Genomic DNA, 13879 nt, shown 5'->3' on the forward strand with positions numbered 1-13879 from the left:
TATGCAGAAAACAGTTTTCAAAATATCAAAAATGGATTGTCCTTCTGAAGAAAATCTAATCAAAATGAAACTTTCTGATATAGATGGTATCAAACAACTTGATTTTAATTTAGAAGAAAGAATCTTAACACTATATCATAATTCAAATGTAAATGAAATTGGTAATGCCTTAAAAGAATTAAAATTAAATGAAAGTTTAATCAGTTCAGAAGATACCGACACAATTATTACTGAATCTACAAGGAGTCAATCCAAACTGTTGTGGACAGTTCTAATCATCAATTTTGCATTTTTTATTATTGAAATGAGTACAGGACTTATTTCAAAATCAATGGGATTAGTTGCTGATAGTTTAGATATGTTGGCAGATTCATTTGTTTATGGATTGAGTTTAATAGCGGTTGGTGGTACAGTTTTAAAAAAGAAACGTATTGCAAAATATGCAGGCTATTTTCAGATAACACTTGCAATTATCGGAATCGTTGAGGTAATACGTCGGTTTTTAGGCTATGAATCGCTACCTGTATTTTCAACAATGATTATCGTTTCAGTATTTGCTTTGATTGCAAATGGCATTTGCTTGTACCTCTTACAAAAATCTAAAAGTCAAGAAGCACATATGCGTGCCAGTATGATTTTTACCTCTAATGATATTATAATAAATCTTGGCGTAATTACAGCAGGCGTTTTAGTCAATTGGCTGCATTCTGGTATTCCAGATTTAATTATAGGAATCATTGTATTTGGATTGGTGATACAAGGTGCATTCAGGATATTAAAATTAAGTAAGTAAAAAGTTTAACTATAAAATCAAAAAATATGGAAAATTCAAAAGAACACTCAAACAAAGGAAATTACAAAACCTTCTTTATAATGTTGGCTTGCTCATTTGTAGCAATGTACATCACAATGTACTTAAACACCTATTCCATAGACCACGTATGGTTTAGTTTAACACGATTCTATATGACGTGTTTAGGAATTTCAACAATGGCAGTAATAATGTGGTTTTTTATGCGAAAAATGTATAATGATAAAAAGAAGAATATCGCCATACTTGCAGGTAGTTTTATTCTGTTTGTAGGTGCATTAGGGTTGGTAAGAACACAAGCACCAATTATTGGTGATGTCCTTTGGATGAAAGCAATGATACCGCATCATTCTATCGCTATTTTAACAAGTGAAAGAGCAGATATTCAAGACCCAGAAGTTAAGAAATTAGCAGAAGACATTATAAAAGCACAACGTAAAGAAATAGAAGAAATGAAAGCAATGATAAAACGATTAGAGAATGAAAAATAATAAAATAGTCATATATATTGGCATACTCGTAGTAGGTGTGTTATTGGGTTGGTTGCTTTTTGGTGGCTCATCAAATGAAGAAATAGACCATAATCACGATGCGGTTGCAGCAACCAATCAAATGTGGACGTGTTCTATGCATCCACAGATTATGCAACCAGAGCCAGGCGACTGCCCCATTTGTGGTATGGATTTAATTCCTGCGGAAAGCGGAAGTGATGGCTTAATGGCAGACCAATTTAAACTAACAGAAAATGCGATGGCATTAGCCAATATTCAAACAACTGTTGTAGGCAAGGGAAATGTTGAAGGCAACACCATAAAGTTATCTGGTAAAATTGCTGAAAACGAAGAAGCCAATGCAGTACAGGTAAGTTATTTCGCTGGAAGAATTGAACGTTTGAATGTGAGTTTTACAGGTGAAGAAGTTCGTAAAGGTCAATTATTGGCAACCATTTATTCGCCAGAACTCTATGCAGCACAACAAGAATTAATTACAGCAGCATCTTTAAAAGAATCACAACCTGCTTTATACAAAGCAGTCCGTAATAAATTGAAATTATGGAAGCTCTCTGAAAATCAAATCAATCAGATTGAAGAAACAGGAAAAGTGAAAGAAAACTTTCCTGTTTATGCAACCTTTTCGGGTACTGTTACTGAAAAATTAGTAGAGCAAGGCGATTACATTAAACAAGGTCAACCCTTATTAAAAATTGCCAATCTCAACACAGTTTGGGGAAATTTTGATGTGTATGAAAATCAGATTGACCGCTTTAAAAAAGGACAGGAAGTGATGATAACAACCAATGCTTATCCTAATAAAGAGTTTAAAGGTAAAGTAGATTTCATTGACCCAGTTTTAAACACGAAAACAAGAACTGTAACCTTACGTGTTGTTTTAAGCAATAAGGACGATGTATTTAAACCAGGAATGTTTGTAACCGCAAATATTGAAGGCAGTACAGCTAAAAATGATGAAGTATTATCAATTCCTGCATCTTCTGTATTATGGACAGGTGAACGTTCTGTGGTGTACCTTAAAACAAATCCAGACCAACCTATTTTTGAAATGCGTGAAATTAAATTAGGCAATCAAATTGGTAATGAATATGAAGTTGTAGAAGGTTTATTTGTTGGAAATGAAATAGTGACTAACGGAACATTTACGGTTGATGCAGCAGCACAATTACAAGGCAAAAAGTCTATGATGAATAAAGATGGTGGTAAAGTAATGACTGGACACGAAGGTCATTTAGGTATGGATAACAATGCATCTAACAAAGAAAGTGACCACACTAATATGAATGAGCGTTTGGAAGTATCAGAGAAATTTCAACAACAGTTAAATAGTGTTTACAATGCGTATATCAATTTAAAAGATGCTTTAGTAAAAGAAGATTCAATAAGTACTTCAGCAAACGCAACAACTTTATTAAATAAATTGAACAAAGTAGATATGAAATTGTTGTCAGATAATAAGGCGCATAACCATTGGATGTCATTAGAAGGCGAAATAAAATCTTCTGCAACTTCAATTTCTGAAACGTCCGATATAAAATCACAAAGAGACCATTTTAAACATTTATCATCACATCTAATCAATGCTGTACAACTATTTGGTATCAATGAAAAGGTCTATGTAGAATTTTGTCCAATGGCAGATAACAATAATGGTGCTTATTGGTTAAGCAAAGAAGAAAAAGTAATCAATCCATACTTTGGCGAAGCAATGCTAACCTGTGGTGAAGTAAAACAAGTAATAGAATAATAAATCAAGTAATAACAATTAAATTTTAAACAATGAATTTTTCAAAGAAAAATCACGAACACAAAAACAAAAATGTAATCGACGTGAGTAAAAAAGTAATTTTAAGTGTAGCTGTAATAGCAGCATTAGGTTTAACAAGTTGTAAAAACGAAACCAAAAAAGAAACAGAAACCACAACTACTGAAATGTCTAAAGATATGGCAATGACAGACCTGTCTATTGGTGTAAGAGGAAATTGCGGTATGTGTAAAAACACTATCGAAAAAGCAGCTAACGGTGTTGAAGGTGTAGCAAGTGCTAATTGGGATGTCGATAAGAAGAAGATTGATGTGTCTTTTGATGATACAAAAACCGATGCAATGGCAATCCATAAAGCAATCGCAGCTTCAGGATATGATACCGAAAAAGTAGCAGGTGATGAAGAAGCATATGATGGTTTACCAGGTTGTTGTAAATACGACCACGAAATGATGATGAATCAATCTGGTGAAGAAAAAAGTGATGACCATTCAAATCACGACCATTAAACAAAAATGAAAGAGTCTTTTTCGGAAGGCTCTTTTTTATTCCCCACAACCCAAAACCCAGTTTTTTCGTACCTCAAAATCCTCTGTCTTTTGTGTTGTTCCGCGCGCCAATGCATAATTGGTTTTATGTCATAATACTTGTAGCCAACCCTATAATAGCACATTGCTTGTTTTATTTAAACGTCGTTATTTTATAAAATTGGTACAATAAAAAAGCAAAGAGCCATTGCCAACGCTCAAAACAACTATTACGCCACAAAACCAATCCCAAGCTATGTTACATAATAGAAGTTATAGGAGCAAAAATCCTTTCAGAGGTTGCCTACGGCGTGTTATTATATTTTCGTCGCTATAACTGCTATTATGTAAAATATCCGCTATTCCAACGCTCACATCCGAACTTCTAACTACATTTTGAACAAACATTAAACAGTCGAACATTCAAAGGGTAACGTTAATTTATTATAATATTCGTTATCTCATTCAACTGCACAAAACCATCGTTAAGTCCAAGTATTCCTTACCTCAAGTCTTTGTTTGTTTCATTTCACTAACAAATATTAAAGTCCACTTTTCCCCACCACCCAAGAAATAGGATATAAAAAAATAGGTTTACAATATTTTGTAGTACGCCATAGCACATTACTTTTTATCGTGCCTCAAAAAAGCAATAAGCTATTGTCTAAAAGTCCTGTATAAGTAGCTTGTTTAAATGCTGTTTTATCAAACAACTATTTAAAACGCTACATATACAAACGCTTCATCCAACGCTCAAATACGAACTGAAACCTATTTTTTTAAGTGTTAATTCCCCAGAAAAGTTAAAAGTAAATTGAATCAAGTTTAAACCGATTTGAAATATTAAAATAAAAAAAGATGGCAAATATATGTGGCTACCTCTGCCAACCGCACAAGGCTATAAAGGTCAAGCCCTACGGGTTTTGAATAAAACTTTTTTCAATACCCTTTTTCTTTTGATTTAGACATTCAACTCAAAAAACTTTTATCCAAAAACCTTGACAGCCTTACCCACGCCACAACAACTATAGCTATCTTTTTTCTTTTCAAAAAAAATAATGGCGCGAAGCGTAGCGAAGCAATTTTAAATTGGATAGCTATGTCAACTTTTGAACTAAAAACACACCAAATCGGAAGAACCTACTCGAACCCTCATTTTTTCATTCTAAATAAAGGTCTAAACAGCGGAAAACCACTCTTAAAATCCTGTGCTAACTGTTTCGTTGTCACTACTACAACAGAAGAGGTAAAACACACACTTTTTCACTTATCTATGATGTTGCAAATAGGCGGTTTTTACGCTTACTATTTAAAAGGAAGTGTTATTCCGTTTATTTCAATAGATGATTGCAGAAATACTCTAAAAAATAGTTTTATATCATTAATAAATAATGAATTTCAATTGCAAAAGCATATTAATATAGTGTCAGCAATTTGTGAAAAAGAAGCCGAACTTCAAAAAGTCATTTCGAAAATGGCAGATTTGAAAGTATCATATATCCAAAGTTTATTTTCTAAAATGCAAAAAGAAGCAATCTAAAGCAACAAAATCCATATCAAAAGAATAGCATAAAACTTGCCATATATTTCAGCGGAAGGTACAACTTCGTGTTAAGTCCGTACCAAGTCCGAAGAAAATTATGTTTCATTTAAATTATTTATGTTATGGGTAAAATTGCTCAAGGTATTTTAGGAGGTCTTTCAGGTAAGGTTGGTAACGTTATCGGTGGAAGCTGGAAAGGAATTGATTACATTAGAATTAAACCTTCAAGTGTAGCCAATCCAAGAACTGTTGGTCAAGTAAACCAAAGAACCAAGTTTACTGCCACTTTAGAATTTTTACAGGCTGTAAAGCCTTTTATTAAGTTAGGATATAAAGGGTTAGCTGTTAAGAAAACAGAATTTAATGCTGCAATGTCGTATGTATTGAATAATGCTATTACAGGTACTGAACCTAACTTTGTTGTTGACTATCCAAACGCTTTAGTAAGTCGAGGAGGTTTATCTGGTGTGCTAAACCCAACGACTGATTTAGCAACTGCTGGAGAAGTAACTTTTGGGTGGGATGATAACTCTGCTGAAGGTAACGCAAATGCTACTGACAAGGCGATGTTATTGGTTTACAATCCATCAAAAAAGGAATCTATTTCTTTACTTGATGGAGCAGACAGAACAGTAGGTTCTCAAATTATTCCAATCCCAACAACTTATGCAGGAGATACAGTAGAGCTATTTATGGCTTTTATTACTGCTGATGGTAGTCAAGTATCAAACAGTATTTATTTAGGCTCTGGTACAGCTAATTAATGCTTGGTGTTTTTATTTGGAAACCGCTCTAATCGAGCGGTTTTTTTTATACTATATTTGTTGCTCTATTTATTAATAGTTGTTGTCAATCTTCTCTTATTATCCATTTTTTGTATGCTATTTGTTGCCCAAATACAATAGCACTAATGAATACAAGGGTAGTTAAATATTGTATTGGTAAATAAGTCACATAAAAGTTAAGTATTTGTAACACATAAAATTTACAGCAATTTTTATTATGCATGCTAAGTATAATTTACTAAAACAACATTTTGAAGAAATCGTTTCTTTAACCAATGAGGAGTGGGACTTTATACAATCGCACTTTGAATATAAAAGCTTAAAAAAACACCAATTTTTAATACAAACAGGACAATCTGTAGATTTTGAATATTGGATTATCAATGGGCTAGTAAAAGCCTATTCTATAGATGACAAAGGGAAAGAACATATTCTTCAATTTGCTATGGAAAACTATTGGGTGAGCGACCATTACGCTTTTCAGCATCAAGAACCAGGGACTATTTTTGTGGATTGCCTTGAAGATTCTGAGTTCTTTTGTTTGTCTTTAGAAAACAGAGAGAAAATTTGCTTAGAAGTACCAGCAGTTGCCAACTTTTTCAGAATTAAATCCAATCACGGTTATATCAATTTGCAACAAAGAATCTTGTCTTTGCTTACCATGACCGCAGAAAGTAGGTATGAGTACTTATTAAACAAACTTCCAAAATTAATACAGCGCGTTCCTAAAAAATTAATCGCTTCCTATTTAGGTGTATCCAGAGAGACTTTAAGTCGTTTTAACAGCTAAAAGTGACCTAAATCACTTTTCCATATTGATATACATCACAAAAAATCCGTGATGTATGTCCTCGCACACCCCTTTGTTTTCATAGAATTTTGTATCGAACAATTAAATACAATCTACTATGAAAACGACAAGAACACTTTTTCTATTATTTACAGTAATTGCTATAGGTTTTAATACCTATGCGCAAGAAGGAAAAAGACCCTTAATGGGTAATGCCTACGGTATTATCAACATTGATGACTACGTAACGCTAGTTCCTAAAAGTCATAATGGTATCATCAAAGACATCAGATTAATAGACCGTGAACACGCAGGTGTTAGAATCTTTAGGCTGTATGACGAAGTGCCTATGCACTACCACGCAAAATCTGATGCTTACCTCTATATTTTAAATGGCAAAGCAGAATTTTATGTAGCCGATAAAGGTCCTGTTATTGCAGGAAAAGGCGACTTATTGTTTTGGGGTAAAGGTACAGCACACGGTAACGGAAAAATTTTAGAAGGTCCGTTAGACGTACTCGTTTTTGATGTCATAGCCAGAGATCCTAGCGATGTTATTTGGGTAGACCCATCAACGCAAAAAAAGTTTTTAGGCAACTAAGTAAATCATATTCAATTTTAAAAACAATAACGATGAAAACTATAACAATTATAAAAACAGTCTTGTTCGCATTTGTAATGAATTTTACACTATTAGCACAAGCACAATTAGAAACGATAGCAACATTTCCAGAATCAAGACCAGGAAATATAACAGTGTCTAACGACGGAAGAATATTTGTAACAATGAGTGCACTAAGCGCTTCAAAATATATGGTGAAAGAAATTTTGCCTAATGGAGAAGCCATTCCGTTTGGTGATAAAGAATGGATTGTAAAACCAGAAAACGGAAGTTTAAAAGGCATCAATTCAACTATCGGAATTAAAGCCGATGCTAATGGAATTCTTTGGGTGTTGGATATGGGTAACGTTAAGCAAAATCAGGCACCAAAATTGGTTGGTTTTGATTTGGTTACCGGTAACGTCACAAAGGTTTTTCCTATTCCGAATACAGTATTATCATCAAAACCTTTTTTACAAGATTTTGTGATTGATGTTAAAAACAACACTGCTGTAATTGCAGATATGACCGATGCTTTAAATCCGCCAATTGCGCCAGCTTTTGTCGTGATAAACTTAGAAACGGGTTATATAAGACGAGTTCTGGAAGGGAATGCTTCTTTTTTGTCGGCTGATGAACCAGTGAAAATTCACGGTAGATTAGTCTCTCACAAAAGAAAAGACGGTACTACTATTCAACCAAGATACCCATTAAATCCAATTTCTATAGATGATGAAAACAAGTATATCTACTATGGTGCTATGGGAAATACCAAAATTTACCGTATTCCGTCTGCTGTTTTAGCGGATGAAAGCAAGCAAGATAGCGACCTTAATAAGTACATCGCGTTTTATGCCAACAAACCAAAATCTGACGGATTTAAAGTAGGTGCAAACGGTAAAGTGTATGTCACCGATGTTGAAAATTCAGCCATTGTAGAAAGTACGCCTGCTGGAATGAAAACCATTGCACAGTCTAAAAAAGACCTGTCTTGGCCCGATGGTGTTGCCATACACGGAAACTACTTGTATATCGTAGCTAATCAACTTCATAATCTGCCTTTGTTAAATGAAGGAAAAGATGCTAGTAAACCGCCTTACTTGGTGTTAAAGATGAAGATTGAAGAGTAAGTATCTCTAAACAAAACAAGTGATGTATGCGCAGTATTAAATGTGACATACATCACTATAAAATGGTGATGTACATCCTCGCACACCTCTAGCTTTAATCGGAAATTTGTATAAGAAATTTAAAAACATATTAAAATGAAAACAATAGTAAATACATTAAAAACAATTGCCTTAGCAGCTACACTTTTTACTGCTTTAACTACAAACGCACAACAAGTACCAACGTCACCTTATGGAGCAGACGATGAAATTGGTGCACTTAACCTTTTAAATGAAGAAACGGTTTTAGATGCCGTAAAATTGGTTAAAAAAGGTAAAGTATACCGCTTAGGAATGGTGGTAAATGCAGAAACCGCAGCTTTCCGTCACAGATACTTTCATATTGAAACGTTACAACCAGAAACTGCTGCTGCAGGTTCTAATAAATTCACCTACGTCGATGATCAATTGATTGGTTGGACAGGTGTTGGATCTCAAATAAACGGATTGGCACATTATGGTAGAGACAATGTGCATTATAACGGACACAAAGTAGAAGATTTTTTAACCGTTTCTGGTGTAAAAAAATTAGGGCTAGAAAAATTACCTCCAATTGTAACTAGAGGTATTGTTTTAGATATGCGCTCCTATTACAATCAAGATATTGTAAAAGAAGGTACTGTTTTTACAGTGGAAGACATTGAAAAAGTAGCCAAAAAACAAGGCATTGAAATCCGTAAAGGAGATGTGGTTTTATTTTATACAGGATGGACCAAATTAATGGGTAAAGATGACAAACGTTACCTAGCTGGCGGACCTGGAATTGGTACGGAAGCTGCGCATTATTTAGGTGAAAAAGGAATTGTTGCAGCAGGTGCAGACAACTGGTCTTTTGAGGCTGTGCCACACGAAAACAGCGCACTGTCTTTCCCTGTAAATCAAATGATGGCAACTGAATACGGTGTACAAGTATTGGAAAATATTCTTGTAGATGAGTTGGTTGAGGATAAAGCTTGGGAATTCCTTTTTGTATTAGGTCATCCTTTATATGAAGGCTCTACGCAAGTACAAATAAACCCTGTTGCCATTAAATAACAATAACAAAAAAAAATTAGAAATTATGGAAACATCAACAATACATAGAGATACTACGGTAGCCAAAAAGAAGCGTCTACCAGCAGCATTATGAGCATTGACCATAAGTGCATTTGCCATAGGAACAACGGAATTTGTAATTGTAGGTTTATTATCTACGGTTGCAAACGAACTAGGCACATCATTAACATCAGCAGGATTATTAGTAAGTCTGTACGCCATTGGTGTTGCCATTGGTGCACCCATTTTAACTGCCTTAACGGGTAAAATTCCAAGGAAACAATTATTAATGGGTATTATGTTACTATTCATCATTGGTAACGGTTTAGCAGCTATCTCACCAAGTTTTGAGTTGTTGCTATTATCTAGAGTTGTAACAGGTTTTGCTCACGGTGTATTCTTTTCTATTGGGTCTACCATTGCAGCTAGTTTGGTGCCAAAAGATAAGCGAGCAACTGCCATTTCTATAATGTTTGCAGGTCTTACTGTGGCTATTGTAACTGGTGTGCCTTTAGGAACATACATTGGTCAGAATTTTGGATGGAGAGCTACTTTTATTGGTGTTGCTTTATTAGGATTAGTAGGTGCAATAGCTAGTTTGGCTTTGGTTCCTAAAAACATCAAACAATCGGCTCCATTACGACTTATAGACCAATTAAAAGTGATTAAGAATCCGTCTATTGTATTGGTATTAGCCATTACTGCATTTGGCTATGGTGGTACGTTTGTCACTTTTACCTACTTAACTCCGCTGTTAGAAGAAGTGACTGGTTTCTCTTCGGATATGACTAGTGTATTCCTTTTAATCTATGGTATTGCCATCGCAATTGGGAATATCATTGGTGGTAAAGTCTCTAACAACAAACCAGGAAAAGCATTATTAGTAATGTTTGCTTTACAAGCTATCGTATTGTTTGTGTTATACTTCACTGCTTCTAGTCCGGTTTTTGCCATCGTAACCCTGTTTTTTATGGGAATCCTAGCGTTTTCAAACGTGCCTGCATTGCAATTATACGTGGTGAAAATGGCTGAAAAATACTTGCCAGGAACCGAAGATGTCGCATCTGCCTTAAACATTGCAGCATTTAACGTCGGTATTGCTATTGGTGCTTATGTAGGCGGAATGGTTGTAGAGTCTAGCTTAGGTGTTGCAGCAACCCCTTGGGTAGGTGGTATTCTAGTGATTGTGGGATTCTTGTTAACCTTAGTTTTATTTAAAAAAGAAAACATATAAATAATGACTGCATTAAAATTTAGAAATAACGACGAAATGCCAATTTTAGGTTTAGGAACGTTTCGTTCTGAACCAAATGAAGTGTACAATGCTGTACTTTCGGCTATTAAAATAGGATACAGACATATAGATTGTGCTGCGGCTTACGGAAACGAAAAAGAAGTAGGTAACGCCATTGCTGAAGCAATTAAACAAGGTTTGGTTACGCGTGAAGATTTATGGGTGACTTCCAAATTATGGAATGCTTCTCACGGTGAAGAGAATGTAATTCCTGCGTTGAAACAAACTTTAGAAGATTTACAATTAGAGTATCTAGACCTGTATCTTATCCATTGGCCTGTGGCTCTTAAAAAAGGAACGGAAATGCCAGAAAAAGCCTCCGATTTTATTCCGCTTTCAGAAGTACCATTAACCAATACTTGGAAAGGGATGGAAGCTGCTTTAGAGCAAGGACTTGCAAAGCATATTGGCGTGAGCAATTTCAATGAAAATCAGTTGAAAGAAATACTAGTGACTGCAGTGCATCAACCAGAGATGAATCAGGTAGAAATGCATCCGTTTTTACAGCAAGACGCATTACAATCATTCTGCGTAAAAAACGATATGCTGCTAACTGCATACGCACCATTAGGTTCGCTTGTAGATGACAATAGCACGCTTCGTTTGTTGGAAAATGATACGATAAAAAACATTGCCAAAGCAAGACGTATGTCACCTGCACAAGTCGCATTGGCATATACAATACAACGAGGCATTGCGGTCATTCCTAAATCTATAAATGAAGCGAGATTGCTTCAGAATTTAGAGTCGTTAAACCATACGCTTACCGAAGACGATATGGCGTTGTTGAAAGATTTAGATAAAGGACACCGCTTTATAGATGGTAAATTTTGGGAAGTTGACAACGGACCCTACACGGCAGATAGTATCTGGAAGGCTTAATCACATTATTCATCAGCTGTCTTAACGGATACCTGTTGAATTTAAAACACACACTATGAATCCATTTGATAAACTATACAAACCAGGTAAAATGACATTGGGTATAGAGTTTCCTTTAGATAACGATTGGTCAACAGAAGGCAATCGCAAACGCTTGGAAGATAACAGACCTTTCGGAGTTCCAGATATCTCCAATCACTTAGCCTTAGCACAACAAATTGACGAAGCAGGATTCGCAGCTTTATGGATGCGAGATGTTCCTGTGTACGACCCTAACTTTGGCGATGATGCACAATTATTCGATACGCTTCCATATTTGGGCTATTTAGCTGCTGCTACCAAAAACATTTTGTTGGGTACAGCTGCCATAGTATTACCATTACAACAACCTATAAAATTAGCGAAAGCTGCTGCTACCATTGAAAATTTAAGTGATGGCAGACTATTGTTGGGCTTGGGTTTGGGAGACAGGCCTGTGGAGTTCCCAATGTATGATATCGATTATAAAAAAAGACCTGAAATCTTTAGACAAAATCTTGATATCATTAAAGAAGCTTGGAAAACGAATAGTAATTTACAATCTAAATACGATTTTTTAACCAGTGGTATTCAAGTCTATCCTAAACCAAAAAAAGATATTCCGCTAGTCATAGCAGGTCATTCCGGACAAAGTATCAATTGGATCGCAAAAAACGCACAAGCTTGGTTTAATTACCCAAGACCTGTTGCCGAAACTTTGGAAAACAGAAAATACTGGTGTAATGCTTTATATGATGAAGACCAAGCAGCAAAACCTTATATTTCGGCTATACATTTAAACCTATCTAAAGACGATAATGCGACTTTTAAACCACAACGTTTTGGTGGTACAGTAGGTATCAACCATCTTACCGAATATTTAAAGTCCTATGAAAATGTAGGAGTCAACCATATGGCAATCAACCTAAGAAAGTCTGAAACTCCTGTTAGTGAGTCTATTGCTAAAATTGAGGAAGTGGTGTTACCGGAGTTTAAAGCTTGACATTGTTTCTCTGGTATTAATTTATATGTTTTGTCTCTTTGTCTAAACAAAAACAGAAGCTATGTGTTGTCTTAACTTGATTGTTTTAATATAGTGCACTACTAAAAATACTCATAGACTAACTCTCATTATAAACCAATACATAAAAAAAGTCCTATTTGTAATAGGACTTTTTTTATACCACAATCCTAAAATACCTCATCAAAATCATAAAAAATAAGTGTTGTTTTTAAAAAAAACGGTCTAAAACCAAAAAAAACACTGATTATCAGTGGTTTAAATAGGGGATATTTCGCACACATTTATTTGAAGTTAACTTGTTGATTTTTAGTGTTTTAAAACATAGAACGACTATAAAACACACAAATTTTGTTGAATACTTGTTGACAAGTCCTAATAAACTCCCTTTCTAGTCTAAGGCATTAAATGTAGTTTTGTGATGTCAGTTAGACGTTTGATAGTTAATGTGTTAAGCGTACTAAGGCAAATATTTTTTTTTAATTAATATCATTTAAATATGAGTATTAAGTTTAAGGCGCAAGCCAAACGAAATCCTCAGGACATTACGTTGCCTGAGAAGTACTACGCTGCTGCAATTGCAGATGGTGAAGTAGATTTGGATATACTTGCTGAGCAGATTGCTTACGAGTGTACCGTAACCGAGTCCGATTGTCATGCGGTCCTATTATCCTTAGAGCGAAACATTATACACTCGCTTAAACAAGGACGAATAGTCAAACTAGGACGATTAGGTAATTTTCAAGTTGGGTTAAGTTCCTCTGGTGTAGATACCATAGAGGCGGTAAATGCCAGTTTAATTACCAAAGCGCGTATTTTGTTTAGACCAGGTAAACGGTTACGACAATTATTAACAGGTTTAACTTACAAAAAAGCCAGCTAGAATCTCGTTTTTAAGTGACCTATTATAAGGTCTTGAGTGTTGTCTTACCACTCAGGGCCTTTTTTTATGCCCTAATGTTACCCTAAAAAGGTGCGTAACTTACAACTCCAAGGTGCTGAGCTTTGCTATACAAGGTGCTGACCTGACACTTTAAAGGCGCTTAGCTTTTAAAATCTTACTTTTTAAGCACAAAAAAAGCCTAAATACCAGCTAGAATCTCTGTGTTTAGGCTATTATTATAAG

Annotated in this window: 14 protein-coding genes; all 14 read left to right on the top strand. The window is 35.0% G+C overall.

Features of this window, described 5'->3' with window-relative positions; genetic code table 11:
* Position 1 precedes the first annotated feature (1 nt).
* The 14 genes from JAO71_RS06815 to JAO71_RS06880 all read left to right on the top strand — a co-directional run bounded on the left by JAO71_RS06815 (position 2) and on the right by JAO71_RS06880 (position 13636).
* Positions 2 to 793, top strand: coding sequence for a cation transporter (locus JAO71_RS06815; protein WP_105045948.1), 792 nt, complete (start codon positions 2 to 4; stop codon positions 791 to 793).
* Between the two features lie 26 nt (positions 794 to 819).
* Positions 820 to 1302 carry a DUF305 domain-containing protein gene (locus tag JAO71_RS06820; RefSeq protein ID WP_178984908.1) on the top strand — a complete coding sequence of 161 codons (483 nt, stop codon included), beginning with the start codon at positions 820 to 822 and terminating at the stop codon, positions 1300 to 1302.
* On the top strand, positions 1292 to 3070 hold the full coding sequence (locus JAO71_RS06825) for an efflux RND transporter periplasmic adaptor subunit (protein ID WP_191099765.1): 1779 nt from the start codon (positions 1292 to 1294) through the stop codon (positions 3068 to 3070). The genes JAO71_RS06820 and JAO71_RS06825 overlap by 11 nt, the downstream gene beginning before the upstream one ends.
* A gap of 32 nt (positions 3071 to 3102) precedes the next feature.
* Positions 3103 to 3597, top strand: coding sequence for a heavy-metal-associated domain-containing protein (locus JAO71_RS06830; protein ID WP_202999757.1), 495 nt, complete (start codon positions 3103 to 3105; stop codon positions 3595 to 3597).
* Positions 3598 to 4714: 1117 nt separating this feature from the next.
* Complete coding sequence (locus JAO71_RS06835) at positions 4715 to 5155, top strand: DUF6943 family protein (protein ID WP_191099766.1); 441 nt, start codon at positions 4715 to 4717, stop codon at positions 5153 to 5155.
* Between the two features lie 125 nt (positions 5156 to 5280).
* Entirely contained in the window at positions 5281 to 5922 is a 642-nt protein-coding gene (locus tag JAO71_RS06840; protein ID WP_191099767.1) for a DUF6266 family protein, read from the top strand.
* Between the two features lie 238 nt (positions 5923 to 6160).
* Positions 6161 to 6733, top strand: coding sequence for a Crp/Fnr family transcriptional regulator (locus tag JAO71_RS06845; RefSeq protein WP_202999766.1), 573 nt, complete (start codon positions 6161 to 6163; stop codon positions 6731 to 6733).
* Positions 6734 to 6851: 118 nt separating this feature from the next.
* A complete protein-coding gene (locus JAO71_RS06850; RefSeq protein WP_202999768.1) occupies positions 6852 to 7334 on the top strand; it encodes a cupin domain-containing protein in 483 nt (160 codons plus the stop codon).
* 32 nt (positions 7335 to 7366) lie between these two features.
* The gene (locus JAO71_RS06855; protein ID WP_202999770.1) at positions 7367 to 8464 is read left to right on the top strand and encodes an L-dopachrome tautomerase-related protein; all 1098 of its coding nucleotides are present in this window, start codon (positions 7367 to 7369) and stop codon (positions 8462 to 8464) included.
* Positions 8465 to 8599: 135 nt separating this feature from the next.
* On the top strand, positions 8600 to 9538 hold the full coding sequence (locus JAO71_RS06860) for a cyclase family protein (RefSeq protein WP_194530495.1): 939 nt from the start codon (positions 8600 to 8602) through the stop codon (positions 9536 to 9538).
* Positions 9539 to 9635: 97 nt separating this feature from the next.
* On the top strand, positions 9636 to 10772 hold the full coding sequence (locus JAO71_RS06865; RefSeq protein WP_394370843.1) for an MFS transporter: 1137 nt from the start codon (positions 9636 to 9638) through the stop codon (positions 10770 to 10772).
* 3 nt (positions 10773 to 10775) lie between these two features.
* The gene (locus tag JAO71_RS06870) at positions 10776 to 11714 is read left to right on the top strand and encodes an aldo/keto reductase (RefSeq protein WP_202999780.1); all 939 of its coding nucleotides are present in this window, start codon (positions 10776 to 10778) and stop codon (positions 11712 to 11714) included.
* 55 nt (positions 11715 to 11769) lie between these two features.
* Positions 11770 to 12735: a TIGR03571 family LLM class oxidoreductase gene (locus JAO71_RS06875; protein ID WP_202999782.1), complete on the top strand. Its 966-nt coding sequence runs from the start codon at positions 11770 to 11772 to the stop codon at positions 12733 to 12735.
* Positions 12736 to 13252: 517 nt separating this feature from the next.
* Entirely contained in the window at positions 13253 to 13636 is a 384-nt protein-coding gene (locus JAO71_RS06880) for an HU family DNA-binding protein (protein ID WP_028606379.1), read from the top strand.
* Positions 13637 to 13879: the final 243 nt, after the last annotated feature.

Source organism: Olleya sediminilitoris (assembly GCF_016785945.1).
Classification (GTDB): domain Bacteria; phylum Bacteroidota; class Bacteroidia; order Flavobacteriales; family Flavobacteriaceae; genus Olleya; species Olleya sediminilitoris.

Coding starts and splice junctions, on each gene's coding strand:
- JAO71_RS06815 (WP_105045948.1), top strand. CDS start 2: ATGCAGAAAACAGTTTTCAAAATATCAAAAATGGATTGTCCTTCTGAA.
- JAO71_RS06820 (WP_178984908.1), top strand. CDS start 820: ATGGAAAATTCAAAAGAACACTCAAACAAAGGAAATTACAAAACCTTC.
- JAO71_RS06825 (WP_191099765.1), top strand. CDS start 1,292: ATGAAAAATAATAAAATAGTCATATATATTGGCATACTCGTAGTAGGT.
- JAO71_RS06830 (WP_202999757.1), top strand. CDS start 3,103: ATGAATTTTTCAAAGAAAAATCACGAACACAAAAACAAAAATGTAATC.
- JAO71_RS06835 (WP_191099766.1), top strand. CDS start 4,715: ATGTCAACTTTTGAACTAAAAACACACCAAATCGGAAGAACCTACTCG.
- JAO71_RS06840 (WP_191099767.1), top strand. CDS start 5,281: ATGGGTAAAATTGCTCAAGGTATTTTAGGAGGTCTTTCAGGTAAGGTT.
- JAO71_RS06845 (WP_202999766.1), top strand. CDS start 6,161: ATGCATGCTAAGTATAATTTACTAAAACAACATTTTGAAGAAATCGTT.
- JAO71_RS06850 (WP_202999768.1), top strand. CDS start 6,852: ATGAAAACGACAAGAACACTTTTTCTATTATTTACAGTAATTGCTATA.
- JAO71_RS06855 (WP_202999770.1), top strand. CDS start 7,367: ATGAAAACTATAACAATTATAAAAACAGTCTTGTTCGCATTTGTAATG.
- JAO71_RS06860 (WP_194530495.1), top strand. CDS start 8,600: ATGAAAACAATAGTAAATACATTAAAAACAATTGCCTTAGCAGCTACA.
- JAO71_RS06870 (WP_202999780.1), top strand. CDS start 10,776: ATGACTGCATTAAAATTTAGAAATAACGACGAAATGCCAATTTTAGGT.
- JAO71_RS06875 (WP_202999782.1), top strand. CDS start 11,770: ATGAATCCATTTGATAAACTATACAAACCAGGTAAAATGACATTGGGT.
- JAO71_RS06880 (WP_028606379.1), top strand. CDS start 13,253: ATGAGTATTAAGTTTAAGGCGCAAGCCAAACGAAATCCTCAGGACATT.